The organism is Chryseobacterium sp. 22532 (genome assembly GCF_052044665.1).
Classification (GTDB): Bacteria; Bacteroidota; Bacteroidia; order Flavobacteriales; family Weeksellaceae; genus Chryseobacterium; species Chryseobacterium lathyri.
Genome location: NZ_JBQENJ010000002.1, coordinates 652,337 through 672,300 on the forward strand (window position 1 = coordinate 652,337; position 19,964 = coordinate 672,300).

Here is a 19,964-nt window from a genome sequence, read left to right on the forward strand (position 1 = left end):
TGATTCGTCCTTTAGAAATAAAAACATTGACGAGAAAAATTATATTAAAAAAATAAACGAAGTATAAAATTATGAAAAGAAAACGTATAACTGCTAAAAAGCTAAAAATTGGGATAGCTGCAGCATTTATGATTTTCGGCTTTTCATCCGTATCTGCCCAGCAGCAGGTTTCTTTACAGGAAGCCATCAAGCAGGCACTGCAAAATAAGGCAGAAGCCAAAAAAGCGGCATTACAGATCAAAAAAGCTGAATATAAAATTGATGAGGCCAGAGCTGGAGCTTTACCGCAGATAAGTGCTACTGCAGGGCTAACTTACAATCCGGTTATTCAGGAATCTTTGCTTGAATTTGGCGGGGAGAGAATCAGAGCACAGCTGGGACAGCCATGGAGCTCAACGGCTTCTGTACAGCTTCAGCAGGCAGTATTTGATCAAAGAGTTTTTACCGGTCTTAAAGCGGCAAAATCTACCAGAGAATTCTATGTTTTAAATGCTCAGTTAACGAACGAACAAATTATTGAAAATGTAGCAACAGCTTATTATCAGGTTTTTGTTCAGGAAGAGAATCTTAAAACGGTTGAAGCCAGCTACGCCAATACGGAAAAAACGAGAAATGTAATCAAGAGCCTGGTTGATAATGGTTTGGCAAAAGCCATCGATTTAGATCGTACCAATGTTCAGTTGACAAATATCGGTTCAAATAAGCAGCAGCTAATCAATTCCGTTGAACTTTCAAAAAATGCTTTGAAGTTTTATATGGGAATTCCGATTTCTACGGATATCGAGCTTGAAGAGAAAACAATCGAGCCAAGACCTGAATTGATAGCAAGCAATGTAAACCTGGACGACCGTACAGAAATCAAAGTCTTAAACAAAAACAGAGAACTTCTGCAGTTTAACAAAAAAGCTACGGAAGCTTATTTATACCCGACAGTGAATCTGGTTGCCAATTACGGCTGGGGAGGACAAGGTAGAAAATTTCCTCTTACCAATGGGATTAACAATGGAGTTCTTTGGAGCGATTATTCAGCAATAGGTTTGAATGTGAACATTCCAATTTTCACCGGGGGAGCTACCAAAGCTAAAATCAATCAGGCAGAAATTGATATCCAGGATTTAGATTTAGATATCCAAAATACTCAGCTGAGCTTAAGTTTAGATTATAAAAATGCAATTACCAATATGGAAAATGCATTAATCAATATCGAGAGTATGAAAGATAATGTAGGATTGGCAGAAAGAGTTCAGAAAAATACTCAGGCCAACTATCAGTATGGTCTGGCAACGCTTACAGAGGTTTTAGATGCTGAAAATGCTCTTACCCAGGCGAAACAGAACTATGCAAATGCTTTATTAGATTACAAACAGGCGGAAATAAAATTAATCAAGGCTAAAGGAGAATTAAACACACTACAAAACCCGTAATAAACTATGAAAAAAACCTTAATATATATCATCGTCGCAGCAGTACTTATTGGTTTAGCCGCATATAAAATCGCTGATAATAAGAAGAAACAGGAAACAGAAGTAAAAGAAGTTGCTAAACAGGTGGATAAAATCAACGTAAATGTTGTCACTGTTGCAAGAGAAAATATTGACACAGACTATACTGCCAACGGAACTTTCATTCCAAAGCAGGAAATGAATCAGTCTTCCGAAATCGCCGGACGTATTGTAAGCGTTCTGGTAAAAGAAGGATCAAGAGTTTCTGCAGGACAGACTTTGGCTGTGATCAAAAAAGACGCAATCGAAGTGGATGTTTCTCAGGCTCAAAATAATTTGCAAAATGCGATTATTGATAACCAACGTTACGAAAATGCTTTCAAAACCGGAGGTGTTACCAAACAGCAGGTTGATAACTCAAGACTGCAGCTGAAAAATGCACAGGCAGCCGTAAGAGCTCAGGGAGTAAGAGTAAATGATACCAGCATCCGTGCAGGGATCAGCGGAACAATCAATAAAAAGATGGTAGAGCCGGGAACAGTGGTTTCCGTGGGAACTTCCATGTTTGAAATCGTTAATATCAACAGCTTGAAACTTTCTGTATTGGTGGATGAAAGCCAGGTTGGAAGAATTCAGTTGGGCCAGGAAGTTCCAATTAATGTAAATGTTTTACCTGGAGAATCTTTCAGCGGAAGAATTACCTTCATTGCTCCTAAAAGTGATGCTTCTTTAAATTTCCCTGTTGAAATTGAAGTTCAGAACAGAGGAAACCTGAAAGCGGGTATGTATGCAACAGCTTTATTCAAAACCAATCATGGTGCTGAAACCCAGAATATGCTGACCGTTCCTGCAGAAGCTTTTGTGAACGGAGTAAGTTCAGGACAATTATTTATCGTAAGCAATGGAACGGCTAAACTGATCAAAGTACAAACCGGAAAAGTATACGGTGACAAAGTTCAGATCTTAAGCGGACTGAATGGTGGTGAACAGGTAGTTACCAGCGGACAAATCAACCTTGATAACGGTTCAAAAATCAATATCGTAAAGTAACAGAAGATGAAGTTAGCAGAAATATCCATTAAAAGGCCGTCCCTTGTTATCGTATTGTTTACGATACTTACACTGGGTGGTTTATTAAGTTACTCCATGATGGGGTACGAGTTGATTCCAAAGTTTGAAACCAATATGGTAACCATTTCTACGGTATATCCGGGAGCTTCGCCTGCTGAGGTGGAAACTTCGGTAACCCGAAAAATTGAAGATGCTGTGGGTTCCCTGGAAAACGTAAAAAAAGTTGAATCTTCATCTTACGAAAGTTTATCGGTTATTATGGTTCAGCTGAATACCGGTGCCGATGTAAACTATGCTTTGAATGATGCACAGAGAAAGGTAAATGCTATTCTGGCAGACCTTCCGGACGATGCAGATCCACCTTCTTTGCAAAAATTCTCACTGGATGATCTTCCGATCATGACTTTGAGTATTTCCAGTGACAAGCTTAATAATAAAGATCTTTATGACCTTTTAGATAAAAAAATAGAGCCTATTTTTTCCCGTGTAAATGGTGTGGCTCAGGTTGATCTTGTAGGAGGCCAGGAAAGAGAGATTCAGGTCAATTTAGATGAAAAGAAAATGCAGGGTTATGGTATTGCCATTGCAGATGTCCAGCAGGCCATTCTTTCATCCAACCTGGATTTCCCGACGGGAGCTTTGAAGACCAGAACGTCAAGATCTACGATCAGACTTTCCGGGAAGTATAAAAGTGTAGATGAGATGAATAACCTTGTGGTTTCCAATAAAGATGGAGCTCAGGTTCGTTTGTCTGATATTGCAACCGTTTTCGATACCCAAAAAGATGTGGAGAAAGTGGCAAGATACAATCAGAATTCAACGATTTTACTTCAGGTTAAAAAACAGTCTGATGCCAATGCGGTCTCCGTTTCAGAAGCTATTCAGAAAACAATTGCTGATGTTCAGAACAACTATAAAACCCAGGCAATTAAAATCAATATTGTAGATGATACCACAGACTTTACACTTGAAGCTGCAGACCACGTAATTTTCGATTTATTCCTAGCAATTATCCTGGTAGCAGTAGTAATGTTATTGTTCCTTCATAACATCAGAAATGCATTCATTGTAATGGTTTCTATCCCGATGTCATTGATTGCAACGGTAATCGGGATGTATCTGATGGGATATACCTTAAACCTGATGAGTTTACTAGGACTTTCATTGGTGGTTGGTATTCTTGTGGATGATGCGATTGTAGTTTTGGAGAACGTTTACCGTCACATGGAGATGGGTAAAAGCAGAATCCGTGCAGCGTATGATGGTGCTTCAGAAATTGGATTTACCGTAACGGCTATTACCCTGGTAATTGTAGTGGTATTCTTGCCAATCGCGATGAGTTCGGGGCTGGTATCTGATATCCTGGCGCAGTTCTGTGTCACCGTGGTTATTGCAACATTATTCTCATTATTAGCTTCATTCACTATCATTCCTTGGTTATCTTCAAGATATGGTAAGTTGGTACATTTAACGGGTAAAAATCCTTTTGAGAAATTTATCCTTTGGTTTGAAAAGCAATTGGAAAAATTCACGCACTGGATCACAGGAATTTTGGAGTGGGTGCTGAAATCTTCATTAAGAAGAATCATGACCGTGATCGTAACGTTCATTATCTTGATTTCTTCATTCATGTTGGTAGCATTCGGATTTATCGGGGGTGAATTTTTCCCTAAAATGGACAGAGGACAGTTCCTTGTTCAGATGGAATTACCAAAAGATGCTTCCGTAGAAAAAACCAATCAGATTACGTTAGCGGTTGAAAGGTACCTTAGAAATGATAAAGATGTTGTAGATATGATCACCACAGTTGGTCAGCAGTCATCAGGATTTGGTGGAGCGCAGGCTACCTTGTATCAGTCAGAAATTCAGGTGATTCTGGTAGATAAATCTGAGCGTAATGAAAGCACAGATATCAAGTCTGCAAAAATCAAGAGAGCGCTGGAAGAAAAATTCACAGGAGTTGAATTTAAAACGGCACCGATCGGATTAATGGGAGCAGATAATGCACCTATTGAAATGGTGGTAACGGCTCAGGATAACGAAACAGCCAATAAGGAAGCGAACAGAATTCTGGAATTGCTTAAAAAAGTTCCTGGTTCTGTAGATGCAGAATTATCAACTGACTCTGGAAATCCGGAAGTCCAGGTGAATATCGACAGAGATAAAATGTCATCTTTAGGCTTAAATCTTTCCAGCGTAGGACAAACGATGCAGACTGCATTCAGTGGAAATACAGACGGAAAATTCAGAGCCGGAGAATATGAATATGACATCAACATCCGTTTTGGTGATGCCAACAGACAATCCATTGATGATGTAAGAAACCTGATGTTTACAAACCCTCAGGGAGAGCAGATCAGACTGAGTCAGTTTGCTGACGTAAAAATGGGTTCAGGACCGAGTTTATTGGAACGTAGGGATAAATCGCCTTCTGTAAAGGTAAAATCTAAAGTAGTAGGTCGTCCTGTAGGAGATGTTGCCAACGAATGGGCCGCTCAGTTTATGGATAACGAAAAAACCAAACCGGCAGGCGTAAGCTATATCTGGAGTGGTGATATGGAAAACCAGACCGAAGGTTTCGGTACCCTAGGAATTGCATTGATGGCGGCTATCGTATTGGTATACCTGGTAATGGTTTCATTGTATGATTCATTTGTATATCCGTTCGTGGTATTATTCTCCATTCCGCTGGCATTGATCGGGGTAATGGTTATTCTTGCCATCACCGGAAATTCATTAAACATCTTTACGATGCTGGGGATGATCATGTTGATTGGTTTGGTAGCGAAGAACGCGATTATGATTGTCGACTTTGCGAATATGAGAAAAGCAGCAGGTGCGAATACGCATGATGCACTGATTCAGGCGAACCACGCACGTCTTCGTCCGATCCTGATGACAACGATTGCGATGATCTTCGGGATGATCCCGATTGCAATTGCAAAAGGAGCAGGAGCAGAGATGAACAACGGATTAGCCTGGGTTATTATCGGTGGTTTGACATCATCATTATTCCTGACGCTGATCATTGTACCGGTAGTATATTCATTATTTGATTCAATTCTCAGAAGAATGGGTAAACATGAAAAAGTAGACTACGAAGCTGAAATGAAAGCTGACTATGTACACAAAGAACTAAGTGAAGACGGATATACTCCTAAACACATAGACTAAGATATTAGCCTTAATTAACCGAAAAGCGCCTCAGATTTCTGAGGCGCTTTTTAATTTTAGGACAATTACCTTATATTAAATTATCTGTTTAGCTTTGTGTTTTTCTATTTGCTCATTTCCCCAGATTCTTAAATAGTCAATGAAAGGGATGAGCTGCTGGCCAACTTCTGTTAAAGAATATTCTACTTTTGGCGGAACTTCGTGATATACTTTCCTGTTGATAAGGCTGTCATCTTCCAGTTCACGTAAAGTCTGGGTAAGCATTTTCGGGGTAATATCTGAGAGCGTTTTCCGCAATTCGCCGTAACGCATAATAGCTTTTACGTGCAGATACCATAAGATTCTTCCTTTATATTTTCCGCCAATTCTTCTAAATGCATAGTCTACAGGACAGGAAGGCTCGTCGATTAAATATTTTTTCATGATTTTTATTAAAATTAATATATTGATAATCAGCAATAGTATACTTTTGGTTTGTAGAGTACAAAAAAGTGCATACTTGCCTGTAATATAGCATTAATTTACTTTTGTTTTGACCTTAAAGTAAAAATATAATGAAAACAATTATTTTAAATGAAGCAGGAGGTGTTGATAAGCTTCAGCTGGCTGATACTGAAAAACCACAAATAAAAAGTAACGAAATATTAATAAAAGTAAAAGCAATAGGAATCAACCCGGTTGATGTAAATGCCAGAGCATATGATGGTGTTCTCAGTTGGATATATGGTGATATAAGATCGGTGGTCTTAGGCTGGGATATTGCAGGAGAGGTAAGTGAAACCGGAGAGGAAGTAAGTGATTTTAAAATCGGGGACAGAGTTTTCGGAATGGTAAACTTTTTCGGGAACGGAAAAGCCTATGCAGAGTATGTGGCTGCTCCTGAAAGTCATTTGGCCCTAATTCCTGACAATCATACATTTGAAGAGGCTGCAGCAGCTACTTTAGCAGCGGTAACAGCTTATCAGGCCTTGGTGGATGTTGCTAAAATTAAGAAAAACGACAGGGTTCTGATCCATGCTGCGTCAGGAGGAGTTGGCCATTTTGCAGTACAGATCGCTAAATATTTTGGAGCTTATGTGATAGGAACTTCCTCCGCAAATAATAAGGAATTTGTTCTGTCGATCGGAGCGGATGAGCATATTGATTATACCCAAAAAGACAGCCTCGATATGGTTAGAGACATCGATATTGCTATAGATACCATCCAGGGAGAAACCCTGTTGAAATCAATTGATGTGGTGCGTACCGGAGGAATTATTGTAACCTTACCTTCGCCTGAAATTCCTCAAAACACTCAGGATAAAGCGGAAAAACAGGATATTAATCTTGAATTCATGATGGTGGCCTCCAAAAAAGAAACGATTCAGGCCATTGCTGGCTTACTTGAGAATAAATCCCTGATTCCTCATATCCATCGAACTTTTTCTTTTGAGGAAATGGCTAAAGCCCATCTGGAAATGGAAACAAAAAGGGTAGTAGGTAAAATAGTGGTCACACTATAAAACTGAAAGTATCTTTTCGGGAGTCCGGATCTCAATTAATTAAAGCGCATTAGATTTCTGATGCGCTTTACGTTTCCTTAATCAAATCAATCTTTGATTGATTCCTTCTTTGCATCCTTCTTATGAAGTATAATAATTAATCCTTTGCGTCAAAAAAATCCTGAAAGTATACATTTCAAAAAGATGATTGTTTAATTTCTTTAATCATAAAAAAAGGCTTCCAGAATGAACTGAAAGCCTTCGCTTATTTATTGTTATACAGAAAATTAATCTGCCATAGCTTCGCCAGCCTTTCTGTAGATAAAACTACCGTAGATATGTCTTCTTGCAAAACGGCTTGGAGAATCGGAATTCACCATTTTAATATATGTATTTTTCGGAACTCCAAGGTATTCATACATGTTTCCATTCAGGTGTTGAACTTTCAAAACTGCTTTTTCAAGGTAAAAATCCTGAATATTGGATTTTGTAATCGTTTCAGTATATTCTTCCTTATATTTTTCCTGTGTTTCCGGGTTGATGCTCACCAGAAAGTGATAGGCTTCAATGATAGACTTGCTTTTTTCCTCTGCTTCCAGCTTTCCGGCTTCGTCATTGGCAAATTTATCAGGATGCGTATCTTTCATTGTATTCCTGTAAATGGTCTTTAATTCCTTTAAAGTAACGGTTTTATCAACTTCAAGAAGCTTTCTGTATTCGCCTAATTTTTTCATAACTGTAGAATCCTTATTTCGGGGTGCAAAATTAAGGTTTTTAATTGAGAAAAATGTAAGTTATTCAGTATTAATTTATTTGATGCTTGAGAAATCAGGAAAATTTATCATTTTTGTTTTTTTCTTAGGAGAGGGCTGACCATAAAGATATTGAGCATCGGAAAATATGGAATAAATTGAATTTTAAGCAAGTTTATTTACAGTTTTCACTTATAAGAAAAGAAAGCCTTGTCAAGGTTTAAGACCTTGACAAGGCTCCTTCCTGAAATCTTCGCCTCACGGTTATACTCTAATGTATTCCCTTACTCAGCTCCTTAATATGTTTATTTATAAAAGCTTCTTTATCCTTTTTTACTTCTTTTAACATCATTTTCTGGTCTTCCGGAATGTCAGAATATTTTTCGGCCCATAGATTAACTTCAATCAGGACAGGGAGTAGATCAATACCTTTTTGGGTGAGTTTGTATAACACTTTAGCCTTACTTTCCGGATGGTCCAGTTTGATGATGAGCTTGTTTTCTTCCAGCATGAGAAGGCGGGAAGCCAGAATATTGGTTGCTATTTTTTCTTCGGATTTTAAGAAATCTCCATAAGTGCACTGTTTGGCATACATCAAGTCTCTTATAATAAGCAGTGACCATTTATCTCCCCAGATATCCAGTGAGCAGCTGATAGGACAATCTGATCTCTTTTTTGAAGTTGACATAAAATAAATTTAATAATTAAAAAAATAACTTGCATTTTAAAAGTTATTGTATAGATTTGTACTTGTAAAATGCAAGCGAATTTAACAAATTAATTTTACAATACAATGAAAAATACTCTTTTTAACTCTTATAGAAATATCCATTTAGATCGAAACAATCGGACTTTGAGGGTTCTGATAATAAGAAGAGCAGATCGTCTGACAAAAAGAGGGGTTTCATTTTAAATAGAGTATCATGGAATTAAAAGGAAAAACAATTCTGATAACAGGAGGAGCTTCAGGAATAGGGCTGGAAGCAGCGAAGCAGTTTTTAAAAATAGGTGCGAAGGTTATTATTACAGGCAGAAGTAAGGATAAACTTGATGCTGCAAAAAAACAGTTTCCAAATCTCACTGCCATCCAAAGTGATGTATCTGTTGCTGAAGATGCTAAACTACTTTTTGATAAAGTTTCAGAAATGGGTGGGATTGATATTTTGTACAACAATGCCGGCGTTGGTGCGGCGCCCATCAATTTGGGAATTCCCACCGAAAAACATATCGAAAATGCTGTATACGAAATGGAAGTTAATTATTTAGGGGTAATACGTTTAAATAATCTTTTTCTGGAGATGCTGAAATCAAGAAAAGAAAGTGCTATTATCAATACCACTTCCATCCTGAGCTATGTACCGTCACTTCTTGAAGCTACCTATTCGGCTTCTAAAACGGCGCTGGCATTTTACACCCAATCACTCAGAGAACATTTACGGATTATCGATAGCAAAATCAGGATATTTGAATTACTTCCTCCGGTTGTGGATACGGAAATGACTGCCGCAAGGAAAGATAAGAAAATGACACCGGAAGAACTCGTAAAAGGTTTGATTTTAGGATTACAGAAAGATCAATATACAATTCGGATAGGTGACACAAAACTGGTTTATTTTCTGCACAGATTTTTTCCTAAATTCACATTTGGTTTAGTAAACCCTAAGAGATCAGAACAATACCTTAAACCATAAATAAGCTCAAATTATGAAATCATACGGTATCAATCGTTATAAAAAAGACAGTGCACTTCAACTTATAGATCTGCCTGAACCCGTTGTCAAAGAAAATGAGGTTTTAGTTCAGATCTATGCAGCAAGTGTCAATCTCCTGGATTCTAAAATAAAAAGCGGTGAATTTAAACTCATTTTACCTTATAAAATGCCGTTGATTTTAGGTCATGATGTGGCAGGAGTCATCACAAAAGTAGGTTCAAAAGTAAAAAGCTTTAAAGTAGGGGATGAGATTTATGCAAGGGTAGCAGATTTTCATATAGGGACTTTTGCAGAATTTATTTCTATTAATGAAAAGGATGTGGCTTTAAAACCTAAAAACCTGACAATGGAAGAGGCGGCCTCAATTCCTTTGGTGGGTTTAACGGCTTGGCAGGCTTTGATTACGAAATCTAATGTTCAGGCCGGTCAGAAAGTTTTTATTCAGGCCGGATCCGGTGGTGTAGGGACTTTTGCTATACAGCTGGCAAAATATCTAGGGGCAACGGTTGCTACTACTGCCAGTGAAAAAAGCTTCGAACTTTTGAAGAGCCTTGGTGCAGATGTACTGATCGATTATAAAACACAAAATTTTGAAGATATTCTGATGGATTATGATGCAGTGCTGAACAGCCAGGACGACAAAACCCTGGAAAAATCATTCAATATCCTGAAATCAAAAGGAAAAATTATTTCAATTTCCGGTCCGCCAACACCTGCATTTGCAGATGAATTTAATCTGCCCTGGTATGTAAAATTGGTGACAAAATTGTTGAGCCGTAAAATCAGAAAAAAGGCGGATAAGCAAAATATTAATTATTCTTTTCTTTTCATGAAAGCTGATGGAAAGCAATTAGCAGAAATTACAAAATTGATAGAAGCAGGAGAAATAAAACCTGTCATCGACAAAGTTTTTTCGTTCGAAAATACGAATGAAGCAGTGAAATATGTAGAAAGTGGCCGTGCAAAAGGAAAAGTAGTCATAAAGATGCTATAATTTTTTTGACCAAAACAAAAAAAGCAGGAGCTTAAAAACTCCTGCACAAATCCTATTATTTAACTAAATTTCCTTCTTTATCAAAAGTTTCTGCTGCTTCTTTTGCAGCTTCCACCATGGCAACCAAAGCCTTTTCTGTTTCATCCCAATGGCGGGTTTTCAAACCACAGTCAGGGTTTACCCAAAGCTGTTGAGCTGGAATAACAGCTTGCGCTTTTTTCAGCAATTCAACCATTTCTTCTTTTGACGGAACTCTGGGTGAATGAATATCGTAAACCCCCGGACCAATCTCATTCGGATATTTGAAATCTGCGAAAGCATTCAACAGTTCCATCTGGCTTCTGGAGCATTCTATCGTAATCACATCGGCATCCATATCGGCAATATTCTCGATGATATCATTAAATTCAGAATAGCACATATGCGTATGAATCTGTGTTGCATTCTCCACACCGGAAGATGAAATCCTGAAAGCTTCTACAGCCCATTCAAGATATTGCTGCCAATCGGATCTCCTGAGCGGAAGCCCTTCTCTGATAGCCGGTTCATCAATCTGTATGATTCTGATCCCTGCTTTTTCCAGATCATTCACCTCATCACGGATTGCCAGTGCAATCTGTTTACAGGTAAGAGAACGAGGCTGGTCATCACGTACAAAAGACCATTGAAGAATCGTTACGGGGCCGGTCAACATTCCTTTTACCCATTTTTGAGTTAAAGATTGGGCATATTGGGACCAGTAAACCGTCATTGGATGCGGACGGTGAACGTCACCATAAATCACCGGAGGTTTTACGCATCGGCTGCCGTAGCTCTGAACCCATCCGTTTTGAGTAAAAGCAAATCCGGAAAGCTGTTCCCCGAAATATTCTACCATATCATTACGTTCAAATTCCCCGTGAACCAGCACATCAATACCTATCTCTTCCTGCCAGCGGATGGTTCTTTCTGTCTCTTTTTTAAGAAGATCATCATATTGTTCAGCGGTCAGTTCCCCTTTTTTAAATTTTGATCTCCATGTCCTTACTTCCTTAGTTTGAGGAAAAGAGCCAATCGTTGTCGTAGGAAATAAGGGAAGCTGTAAAACTTTTTGCTGCTCTTCTTTCCTTATGCTGAACGGACTGTTTCTCTTTGCATCATCTTCAGTTGTTACATCCGTACGGTCTTTTACTTCCTGATTGTGGATCAAAGCTGAGATTTTACGGGTGTCAATTGCTTTTTTATTTTCGGCATACTGTTGCAGAGCCAGGTAATCTGCATTTCCGGAAGCAAGCTTTTTCAAGGTAACAATTTCATCAACTTTTTGTTTGGCAAAAGCCATCCATTGCTTAATTTCAGGAGATAATGTTTCTTCATTCGTCTCCAGTTCAAGATCAAAAGGAGAGTGAAGCAGAGAACATGAAGGGGCAATGAAAACCCTGTCTGAACCAATGGTGCTGACCGCTTTTTCTATAAAGCCTAAAGATCTTTCAAAATTATTTTTCCAGATGTTCCGCCCATCTACAATACCTAAGGATAGACTCAATGTTTGAGGAATGGTACGTAAAACTTCATCCAGCTGTTCAGGACATCGTACCAGATCGATATGCAGGACATCTACAGGAAGTGAAGCTGCTAATGAAAGGTTGTCTTTTAAACCTTCAAAATAAGTAGCAAGAATAAATGTAAGATTCGGGAACTGTTTTCTGATTTCAGCATAAACAGATGGGTAGATTTCTCTTGCTTTTTCAGTAAGATCCAGACCTAAAAAAGGTTCATCAAGCTGAATCCATGTGGCACCATGGTTTTCCAGTTCTTTTAAAATTTCGATATATACCGGAAGCAGATTTTCTATGAGGTCCAGTTTATCAAACCCGTCTTCTTTCTCTTTTCCCAGAAGAAGATAGGTAAGAGGACCTAATATCACGGGCTTGGCATTTATTCCGGCTTCTTTTGCGCTGATGAATTCACTGATGATCTTTTTGGAAAATAATCCGAACTGCTGGTTCTTCTGAAATTCAGGAACGATGTAATGGTAATTGGTATCAAACCATTTTGTCATTTCCATGGCGGTAATGTCAAGGCCGTCTTTCTGGTAGCCTCTTGCCATGCCAAAATATAGATCAAGCTCAGAATTGGATGCTCTTGAGGCAATTTCTTTATAGCGTTCGGGAATTGCTCCCACAACTAGAGTCATGTCCAAAACCTGATCATAATAAGAAAAGTCATTGCAGGGAATAAGGTCAATTCCTGCTTCCTGCTGCATTTTCCAGTTCTGCCGGCTAATGGTTTTCCCGGTTTCCAGTAATTCGTTTAATGATGTTTTGCCTGACCAATACTGTTCGCAGGCTTTTTTGAGTTCTCTGTGGCGGCCAATACGCGGGCTGCCAAGAATGTGCGTTTGCATGTTTTTAAACTTTAAATTAGACAATTAGGATTTTAAAGGCTCTTTTAGATGCTCCGCAATGCTGTTTGGAAAGAATTTTAGGATATAAATGGATACAGTGAGGACGTAATTTCCCGGTAATGCAGGGACGTTCAAAGTATCATCTATATGAGCTGAAGCTTCAGACCGCGAAAGCATTGTCAATTCAGAATAGGCAGGTCTCCTGACTTGTAACAGTTTTTATCATCCTTCCCGCTTCTGGCAGTGGATATACTTGGATAAAAACCATTGTTGTGTTACTTACAGTTGCGCGACAGCTCATGATTCTCACACGATTCCCTATTAATCTACGTTATGTAAAACCTCTTCTGTTTGATGAAGTATGTTAAAGAACAAAATCTATGTCAAAGGTATTGATTAAAGTGAATTGATTGGTTAATTTGTAAAAATTAGGAATATTATTTTGTTTTGGTCTTATTTTAAAGTTAAAAATTCTGTAAATTTGAAAAACATAACCTCAAAAAGAATATTATTCTGTGGAAAGACTTGACGAAAGGGATCTTCAATTGCTCAGAATCCTGCAAAAGAATGCTAAATTGACTGTAAAAGAGATTGCAAAAGAAGTCAATCTTTCACCTTCACCTGTTTTCGAACGGATGAAAAGACTTGAGCAGGAAGGATATATCAAGCATTATGCAGCTGTACTGGAAGCAGAGAAGCTGAACCGTGGGTTTACTGTTTTTTGCCAGATTAAACTTAAAATCCATGACCGTTCTGTAGGAAATCAGTTTGTTGAAGATATCTTACAGATTGATGAAATTGCTGAATGCTATAATATTTCAGGAGATTTCGATTTTCTCCTGAAAGTTCAGGTAAGAGATATGAAACATTACCAGGACTTTGTGTTCAATACGCTGGGTTCATTAGATTCTATAGGAAGTGCACACAGCACTTTTGTGATGGCCGAGGTTAAAAATATTCACGGAGTAAGTATTTAAAAATAAAAGCAGCACCCATAGGATACTGCCATTATAATTTTTTAAATCATTAATTTTTTCAATCTTTAAATAAAATTAACTGCTCCATTCTCACTACTGCATTTTGTTGATATTCTTCAGTCAGATTAAATATTTTCCCCAGTTTTTGGGAAGCACTGATGAAACTGATAAAGGTGCAGAGCTCCGAAATTTCTTTTTCGGAAAAGAATTCTCTCAACATGCTGAAATGGCTCTTGAGTATGGAACGGTGATTTTTAGAGAATAGCTCTGCGAAGCTTACAGCTACGGAAATTTTAAGATCTGACTTGCTGAAATCGGGTCTTCCGCCTTTTACCATGCAGTATTCACAGCCATTGCCAAATGCAAGTGTTCTTCGGATCTGTTCCAGTAAATCAGAGTCTAAACTTATATTTTTAAAGAAAGTCTCTTCAAGTCTGTTCCAGTGGTATAGTATTTCAGGGTTATGGCCAATAAGTTTTTCAAATGGTGTATTTCCATTGTCTGAAAATTCAATTGTTGTCATATTTTTTTATGTCAAATTTCTGTCTAATTCATGTAGTTTTAAAATGGATTTAATGATTAGATTTTATAATTTTGATTATTTCTACTGATTTAATCTAAAAATACAATGAAAATAGTTTTAGACGATTTTGATTATAAAATCTTACGGTTACTGTCTGAAAATTCCAGGTTAAGTTATGCTGAAATAGGGCGTAACATCTCCCTTTCTCAGTCTGCTACAAAAGAGAGAGTACAGAACCTTACCGATACCGGTGTTATCAAAAGTTTTACAGCAGATATTGATTATGGCCTTCTCGGATATAGCCTGAGAGTCATTATTCATCTGAAGTTTAAAAATGATGAGTTTAGAATATTTATTGACCACCTGAAACACTTCCCCGAGATCATCAGCTGTAAAAGAATCACAGGAGAATACTGCCTCATTGCTGAATGTGTGTTAAAAGACAGTGCCCACCTTGAACATATTATTGACAGGCTGTTAAAATTTGGAATTCCTTCCACATCAGTACAGCTGTCTGAAATAAAAGCGAATCATTTTTTTCAGGCTCAATAAGAGAAATTTCTTACGGAAACAAAAAACAGCACCCGAAAACGAATGCTGACTGATTTTTAAATCATTAAATTTTTCAATCTTTAAATAAAATTATGGCTCATCACAGTCCTGTTTCAGCTTCGTAAAGATCTTATCAAACTTTTCATAAAGCGCTCCCTCATCATTAGGATCTGGTCTGAAACTGCCGTTGGCACAATTGTAGAAACCGAAACCAATTAATTGAATCAGTGCATAATCATCTTTCTTCGGATCGTTGAATTGAGCCTTGAACCTATCTATTACAGATTGTGGATCAGCATTATCCTTGCTTTTGGCTTCAACAAAGTTTTTCCAAACGGTGTACATTTTCTGTTTGTCCGGAGAAGAAACAGCATCAATATATTGTTTGCAGGTATCGTAATATTTGCTATTTTTAAGTGATGCAGGATCAGAGTAGGCGATAAGCTCTTCTTTTTTCAGTTGATATTCATTTTCAAAAGTCTGAATGGTTTCCTGGTGAAGCTTTTTCCACTCGGGAAGATTAATAACTTTAAGGTTATACAGCTGGTTTTTCTTTTCCTGATACTGTTTTTCCAATTGTTGCAGATAAATGTTTTTATTTTTTCGGACATCTTCAAGATCCGAAAGTTTAAAGACCGCATGAGTGTCGAACAAACCACTGTTGAACTGATATAGGAGCTTATAAATCCCGTCTATTTCCTCTTTTTTATATTTTCCAGGATCAAAATATCCTTTATTATCGCAGTTGAAAGTCTGGTAAGGGTAGAGTACCAGATTGTTGTTCTTACTGCTTGTTTTCTGTCCGAAGACTGCTGCAGAAAGAGCCAATGAAAGTGTAAAAAGTAATTTTTTCATATATTTTGTTATAAGCTTTATTCGGAAATATTCTGAACCTGAGTTTAATCTAGAGATTTTATTATGTTTTTTAATTTTAAAATAATAGTTTTGACATAAATTAATATCTATGGACTCGGGCTTTGTTTTTTTTATTTTTACTTTACTGATCCTGGCTGGATTATCTTATCTGGTGATGCGGTTTTTTAACCGTTGGACATCAAAATCTCAGCACAGAATAGTCTTGAATGGTTTGATCTTCATTGTGTCCTATGCATTGTTGCTGTTTATCTCATTTATTATTTTGACGATGAACGTAAGTTTTGAGAGATAATGCTTGGCTTCTGATAATAAAATAAGCTGCTGCAAGATTGAGAATCAGGGAAACCCAGACATTCAGTCCATAAAACAGCTCATAATCATGCAGATTTTCCTGATAGAACAGATTCTTTATAATCCTGAAAGTGATAGCTGTGGTGGTAACTGCATAGCTTAGGATCATATATTTTTTGTGCCCTGCAATATTCCCTTTTTTAATGAAGAGAACGGCAGCAATCGTAAAATAAGCCCAGAGAATATCCTGAAGCATAAACCCTGTAATCCCGATGATTCCACCATTTGAAAATAATCCCAATACAAAACATGCCGGAACATTGATGATCAGAATATTGTAAACATAAATCTTTCCTATCCATCTGTGAAGTGCTGTGTTTTCACTTAAAAACCGGTTTGAAAACTGAGTGAGTCCAGCCAATAAACAAAGCGTGACTGAAAAAATGTGAATGTAAAAAAATGTTATCCAATAGGGATTACTGACCACTTTCTGTTTAAACATGAGAAAACCCACATTTTTATCAAAACCTGTATATTGGGAGATCGTTTTCAGCATCAGAATACTGAAAATAAAGATGGCTACGGCAGCAAATATCCTGATGATCCTAATTGTCATCCTTTTAAAATAGTTTTAGCAATAGGCGGCTAGAAGCATGTTTCACACCGTTTGTTATTTCTATACAATACTTTTGATGCGTAAATGCTGCAGAAGCATGATGGTTTTTGCATCCATGATTTCTCCGCTGTCTATCATGGTAAGGGCATCATTAAAAGGAAGTTCTAAAACTTCAATATGCTCTCCCTCTTCTTCGAGTCCTCCACCGTTTGCGATCTTCATTTCAGAAGAATATTCAGCGATAAAGAAATACAGGATTTCCGTTACGGAGCCAGGAGACATATAGGCTTCGAACACTTTTTCCACCTTAGAAATTTTATAACCGGTTTCCTCTTCCGTTTCTCTTTTTATACAGTCTTCGGGGTTATCATTGTCCAAAAGGCCGGCGCAGGCTTCAATAAGCATTCCTGTGGCATTCCCATTGATGAAAGTAGGAAGCCTGAACTGTCTGGTTAAGATCACAGTACCTGAAATCTTATTATAAAGCAGGATAACCGCTCCGTTTCCTCTGTCATAAGCTTCTCTGCTATGGGTTTCTGTGGTTCCGTCCTTTTTTGTAATGTTGTAAGTGACTTTATTAAGTGTATACCAGTTGTCTGATAAAATTTCTGTTTTAAGAATAGTAATGTTAGGATTCTGCATGGGAATATCTTCTCTATTATATTTAATGATGTGGGTCTGATAGGCCTTATATATAAATGCTAAATTAATATTTCTTTTTCAACAAGCCCTTAAATTTCCCTTAAAATCATAGAATCTTTATCACAAAATAAACAGTAAGCAGTCATTTCAGCTTCTATTGACCTCGAAGGTGCTTCTTTAAATATACGGAAGTTGCAGAATGCTGTGCTGATAAGAGGTCTTTCACGGTTCCTTCAAATACAATACTGCCGCCCAGTTTTCCGGCTCCAGGACCGATATCAATAATCCAGTCTGCCTTAGCGATGATGTCCAGGTTATGTTCAATAACGATTAAGGTATTCCCATTATGTATCAGTTCATCAAAGAAAGAAAGCAGCTTTTCATTATCAATAGGATGAAGGCCTGTGCTGGGCTCATCCAAAACAATAATCTTATCTGTACGGTTCAGCTCTTTGGTCAGTTTTAAACGCTGTCTTTCACCTCCGGAGAAGCTGTCCAGCCGCTGCCCCAGAGTCAGATAATCCAGTCCTAATTTAATCAGCAGGCTGAGTTCATGCTCAAATCCGGGTCCGGGAAAAAACTGCAGGGCTTCCAGAACGGTCATATTCATGATATCAGCGATATTTTTACCCCTGTATAGATATTGTAAAACTTCAGGTTTATATCCTGATCCGTGACAGACTTCACAGGGCTGTTCAATATCATCCATAAAAGCAAGGTCTATTTTTTCCACGCCCAATCCCCTGCAATTGGAACAGGCGCCTTCACCGTTGCGGCTGAAAAGCTTTTCAGAAACATTATTGGCATTGGAGAAAAGTTTTCTGACAGTATTTGACAGATTGAGATACGTTAACAGATTTGAACGGATACTGGCTGTAAAAACAGATTGATCTACTACGGTTACCGGATAGGATAAGGGTAAAACTTTATTGATCAAAGTGCTTTTCCCTGATCCTGCCACACCGGTTACAACATTCATTATGCCTGTAGGTATTTTTACACTCACATTTTTTAAGTTATGAAGATGAGCATTTTTAATTTCAAGATAGCCTTTTGCTGATCTAGGGACGTTATTATAAGTACGGGCTTTGTTAAAATAATCGGCTGTTTTACCTTTTGCATTTTTTAAATGATTAAAAGTTCCCTGATACATAATTTCACCGCCGTTTTTCCCCGAATCAGGTCCCATATCCACAATAAGATCGGCTATTTTGATGAGATCCGGGTCATGTTCAACAATTAAGACGGTATTGCCTTTATCCCTTATTTTTTTGATGATGTCTACAATGTGGTCAATATCTTTAGGGTGGAGGCCGATACTGGGTTCATCAAAAATATACAGCAGATCCACAAGGCTGTTTCCCAGCTGCTTTACCATTTTTATCCGTTGGGATTCCCCTCCTGATAGCGTGTCAGTTTGTCTGTCCAGGGTCAGATACTGCAAACCTATATCAATTAGGTTCTGAAGCTTTTTTATCAACTCATTAATTATAGAAGAATATATTTCAGATGACAAGCTCTGAATAAAAAGGAGAAGTTCATCAATGGAGAGTGAGGTACAGTCTGCAATGCTTTTACCTTCAATCTTACAGGACAGAACTTTTGAATTGAGCCGTTTCCCCTCGCAAAGCGGACATGGTTTAGTAATTATGATTTTTTTTAAAGTATCTTTTCGCGTAATATTCTCTTTAGACTCCTTTTTCAGAAATGAACTTTCAATTCTGGGAATTACGCCTTTATACCGGACTGTTTTTCCCCATTCTTTGGTCGGATTTTTGGGAAGATGTTCTTTGGCATTCAACAACATTTCCCATTCTTTTTCTGTAAAGTCTTTAAGCTTTTTGTCATTGTCAAAATACCCGGAATAAATATAACGTGTCAGCCGCCAGCCTCCGGGCTGAAATGTGGGAAACCGTATCGCGCCTTCATTCAGTGATTTGTTTCTGTCAAAAAGAGTTTCCGTATTCACGGTCTGCACATATCCTAGGCCTTCACATTCAGGACACATCCCCTGAGGATTGTTGAAAGAAAACACATTGGAATATCCTACAAATGGTTTTCCTATTCTGGAAAAAAGTAGCCGGAGGGAAGCATAAATATCTGTTGCTGTTCCCACTGTTGAGCGTGCATTTCCTCCCAGCCTCTTTTGATTGATGATAAAAGGGACATTAAGGTTTTCTATTTTTTCTACATTCGGAACTCCAAAATGCTGTAAGCGGTTCCTTATGAAACTGTTTTGTGTCTCATTAATCTGGCGTTGGGCTTCGGCACCTATCGTTTCAAATACCAACGATGATTTTCCGGATCCTGAAACTCCTGTGAAGACCGTTATTTTATTTTTTGGAATGCGTAATGAAATATTTTTCAGATTATTCTGTCTTGCGTGAGTGATGATGATTTCTTTCATAATAATTCATTAACTTTGTTAATAGTTAACTAAGTTAAGTATTTTTATGGAAATAGAAAAGAATCATT

General features: G+C 37.8%; 17 protein-coding genes and 1 riboswitch. Of the genes, 8 read left to right on the forward strand and 9 right to left on the reverse strand.

Annotated elements, in window-relative coordinates; all coding sequences use genetic code 11:
• The first annotated feature begins 71 nt into the window (after nt 1-71).
• From ACTJIV_RS07160 to ACTJIV_RS07170, 3 genes are read left to right on the forward strand one after another with little or no spacing between them, the layout of a single operon-like run.
• On the forward strand, nt 72-1,424 hold the full coding sequence (locus tag ACTJIV_RS07160; RefSeq protein ID WP_111958221.1) for a TolC family protein: 1,353 nt from the start codon (nt 72-74) through the stop codon (nt 1,422-1,424).
• A gap of 6 nt (nt 1,425-1,430) precedes the next feature.
• Entirely contained in the window at nt 1,431-2,492 is a 1,062-nt protein-coding gene (locus ACTJIV_RS07165; protein WP_111958219.1) for an efflux RND transporter periplasmic adaptor subunit, read from the forward strand.
• 6 nt (nt 2,493-2,498) lie between these two features.
• On the forward strand, nt 2,499-5,687 hold the full coding sequence (locus ACTJIV_RS07170; protein WP_111958217.1) for an efflux RND transporter permease subunit: 3,189 nt from the start codon (nt 2,499-2,501) through the stop codon (nt 5,685-5,687).
• Nucleotides 5,688-5,762: 75 nt separating this feature from the next.
• Here the strand turns inward: ACTJIV_RS07170 and ACTJIV_RS07175 are convergent, their stop codons facing one another.
• Nucleotides 5,763-6,110: a winged helix-turn-helix transcriptional regulator gene (locus ACTJIV_RS07175; RefSeq protein ID WP_111958402.1), complete on the reverse strand. Its 348-nt coding sequence runs from the start codon at nt 6,108-6,110 to the stop codon at nt 5,763-5,765.
• Nucleotides 6,111-6,241: 131 nt separating this feature from the next.
• Here ACTJIV_RS07175 and ACTJIV_RS07180 point away from each other — a divergent pair, with 131 nt between their 5' ends.
• The gene (locus ACTJIV_RS07180; RefSeq protein WP_440626533.1) at nt 6,242-7,189 is read left to right on the forward strand and encodes an NADP-dependent oxidoreductase; all 948 of its coding nucleotides are present in this window, start codon (nt 6,242-6,244) and stop codon (nt 7,187-7,189) included.
• 266 nt (nt 7,190-7,455) lie between these two features.
• On the opposite strand, the gene ACTJIV_RS07185 is transcribed toward ACTJIV_RS07180, so the two are convergent.
• Both ACTJIV_RS07185 and ACTJIV_RS07190 read right to left on the reverse strand, forming a co-directional pair.
• Nucleotides 7,456-7,902, reverse strand: coding sequence for a KTSC domain-containing protein (locus tag ACTJIV_RS07185; RefSeq protein ID WP_111958213.1), 447 nt, complete (start codon nt 7,900-7,902; stop codon nt 7,456-7,458).
• 289 nt (nt 7,903-8,191) lie between these two features.
• Complete coding sequence (locus ACTJIV_RS07190; protein ID WP_440626535.1) at nt 8,192-8,608, reverse strand: winged helix-turn-helix transcriptional regulator; 417 nt, start codon at nt 8,606-8,608, stop codon at nt 8,192-8,194.
• Nucleotides 8,609-8,843: 235 nt separating this feature from the next.
• On the opposite strand from ACTJIV_RS07190, the gene ACTJIV_RS07195 reads away from it, so the two are divergent.
• The gene (locus tag ACTJIV_RS07195; RefSeq protein WP_111958209.1) at nt 8,844-9,611 is read left to right on the forward strand and encodes an SDR family oxidoreductase; all 768 of its coding nucleotides are present in this window, start codon (nt 8,844-8,846) and stop codon (nt 9,609-9,611) included.
• 13 nt (nt 9,612-9,624) lie between these two features.
• Entirely contained in the window at nt 9,625-10,626 is a 1,002-nt protein-coding gene (locus ACTJIV_RS07200; RefSeq protein WP_440626538.1) for an NADP-dependent oxidoreductase, read from the forward strand.
• A gap of 55 nt (nt 10,627-10,681) precedes the next feature.
• Here ACTJIV_RS07200 and metE read toward each other — a convergent pair whose 3' ends face one another.
• On the reverse strand, nt 10,682-13,012 hold the full coding sequence (gene metE, locus ACTJIV_RS07205) for a 5-methyltetrahydropteroyltriglutamate--homocysteine S-methyltransferase (protein WP_440626540.1): 2,331 nt from the start codon (nt 13,010-13,012) through the stop codon (nt 10,682-10,684).
• A 175-nt stretch (nt 13,013-13,187) separates the two neighbouring features.
• A riboswitch (cobalamin riboswitch) is annotated at nt 13,188-13,373 on the reverse strand.
• 154 nt (nt 13,374-13,527) lie between these two features.
• Between metE and ACTJIV_RS07210 the strand changes: the two genes are divergently transcribed.
• Nucleotides 13,528-13,989, forward strand: coding sequence for an Lrp/AsnC family transcriptional regulator (locus ACTJIV_RS07210; RefSeq protein ID WP_111958203.1), 462 nt, complete (start codon nt 13,528-13,530; stop codon nt 13,987-13,989).
• Between the two features lie 58 nt (nt 13,990-14,047).
• Here ACTJIV_RS07210 and ACTJIV_RS07215 read toward each other — a convergent pair whose 3' ends face one another.
• Nucleotides 14,048-14,512, reverse strand: coding sequence for a carboxymuconolactone decarboxylase family protein (locus tag ACTJIV_RS07215; protein ID WP_440626542.1), 465 nt, complete (start codon nt 14,510-14,512; stop codon nt 14,048-14,050).
• Between the two features lie 105 nt (nt 14,513-14,617).
• On the opposite strand from ACTJIV_RS07215, the gene ACTJIV_RS07220 reads away from it, so the two are divergent.
• On the forward strand, nt 14,618-15,064 hold the full coding sequence (locus ACTJIV_RS07220) for an Lrp/AsnC family transcriptional regulator (RefSeq protein ID WP_440626544.1): 447 nt from the start codon (nt 14,618-14,620) through the stop codon (nt 15,062-15,064).
• 90 nt (nt 15,065-15,154) lie between these two features.
• Here ACTJIV_RS07220 and ACTJIV_RS07225 read toward each other — a convergent pair whose 3' ends face one another.
• The 4 genes from ACTJIV_RS07225 to ACTJIV_RS07240 all read right to left on the reverse strand — a co-directional run bounded on the left by ACTJIV_RS07225 (nt 15,155) and on the right by ACTJIV_RS07240 (nt 19,896).
• Nucleotides 15,155-15,919: a hypothetical protein gene (locus tag ACTJIV_RS07225; RefSeq protein ID WP_440626546.1), complete on the reverse strand. Its 765-nt coding sequence runs from the start codon at nt 15,917-15,919 to the stop codon at nt 15,155-15,157.
• 271 nt (nt 15,920-16,190) lie between these two features.
• Nucleotides 16,191-16,847, reverse strand: coding sequence for a DUF2306 domain-containing protein (locus tag ACTJIV_RS07230; protein ID WP_111958195.1), 657 nt, complete (start codon nt 16,845-16,847; stop codon nt 16,191-16,193).
• 60 nt (nt 16,848-16,907) lie between these two features.
• A complete protein-coding gene (nudK, locus tag ACTJIV_RS07235) occupies nt 16,908-17,489 on the reverse strand; it encodes a GDP-mannose pyrophosphatase NudK (protein WP_223559321.1) in 582 nt (193 codons plus the stop codon).
• A gap of 154 nt (nt 17,490-17,643) precedes the next feature.
• Nucleotides 17,644-19,896 (reverse strand): ATP-binding cassette domain-containing protein, encoded by a 2,253-nt coding sequence (locus tag ACTJIV_RS07240; protein WP_440626549.1) that lies wholly within the window; start codon nt 19,894-19,896, stop codon nt 17,644-17,646.
• Nucleotides 19,897-19,964 lie beyond the last annotated feature (68 nt).

What these genes read in the sequence shown, in the direction of transcription:
- ACTJIV_RS07160 (WP_111958221.1), top strand. Translation starts at nt 72, where the DNA reads ATGAAAAGAAAACGTATAACTGCTAAAAAGCTAAAAATTGGGATAGCT.
- ACTJIV_RS07190 (WP_440626535.1), bottom strand. Translation starts at nt 8,608, where the DNA reads ATGTCAACTTCAAAAAAGAGATCAGATTGTCCTATCAGCTGCTCACTG.
- ACTJIV_RS07200 (WP_440626538.1), top strand. Translation starts at nt 9,625, where the DNA reads ATGAAATCATACGGTATCAATCGTTATAAAAAAGACAGTGCACTTCAA.
- ACTJIV_RS07195 (WP_111958209.1), top strand. Translation starts at nt 8,844, where the DNA reads ATGGAATTAAAAGGAAAAACAATTCTGATAACAGGAGGAGCTTCAGGA.
- ACTJIV_RS07215 (WP_440626542.1), bottom strand. Translation starts at nt 14,512, where the DNA reads ATGACAACAATTGAATTTTCAGACAATGGAAATACACCATTTGAAAAA.
- ACTJIV_RS07165 (WP_111958219.1), top strand. Translation starts at nt 1,431, where the DNA reads ATGAAAAAAACCTTAATATATATCATCGTCGCAGCAGTACTTATTGGT.
- ACTJIV_RS07170 (WP_111958217.1), top strand. Translation starts at nt 2,499, where the DNA reads ATGAAGTTAGCAGAAATATCCATTAAAAGGCCGTCCCTTGTTATCGTA.
- ACTJIV_RS07220 (WP_440626544.1), top strand. Translation starts at nt 14,618, where the DNA reads ATGAAAATAGTTTTAGACGATTTTGATTATAAAATCTTACGGTTACTG.
- metE (WP_440626540.1), bottom strand. Translation starts at nt 13,012, where the DNA reads ATGCAAACGCACATTCTTGGCAGCCCGCGTATTGGCCGCCACAGAGAA.
- ACTJIV_RS07225 (WP_440626546.1), bottom strand. Translation starts at nt 15,919, where the DNA reads ATGAAAAAATTACTTTTTACACTTTCATTGGCTCTTTCTGCAGCAGTC.
- ACTJIV_RS07185 (WP_111958213.1), bottom strand. Translation starts at nt 7,902, where the DNA reads ATGAAAAAATTAGGCGAATACAGAAAGCTTCTTGAAGTTGATAAAACC.
- ACTJIV_RS07240 (WP_440626549.1), bottom strand. Translation starts at nt 19,896, where the DNA reads ATGAAAGAAATCATCATCACTCACGCAAGACAGAATAATCTGAAAAAT.
- ACTJIV_RS07180 (WP_440626533.1), top strand. Translation starts at nt 6,242, where the DNA reads ATGAAAACAATTATTTTAAATGAAGCAGGAGGTGTTGATAAGCTTCAG.
- ACTJIV_RS07230 (WP_111958195.1), bottom strand. Translation starts at nt 16,847, where the DNA reads ATGACAATTAGGATCATCAGGATATTTGCTGCCGTAGCCATCTTTATT.
- nudK (WP_223559321.1), bottom strand. Translation starts at nt 17,489, where the DNA reads ATGCAGAATCCTAACATTACTATTCTTAAAACAGAAATTTTATCAGAC.
- ACTJIV_RS07175 (WP_111958402.1), bottom strand. Translation starts at nt 6,110, where the DNA reads ATGAAAAAATATTTAATCGACGAGCCTTCCTGTCCTGTAGACTATGCA.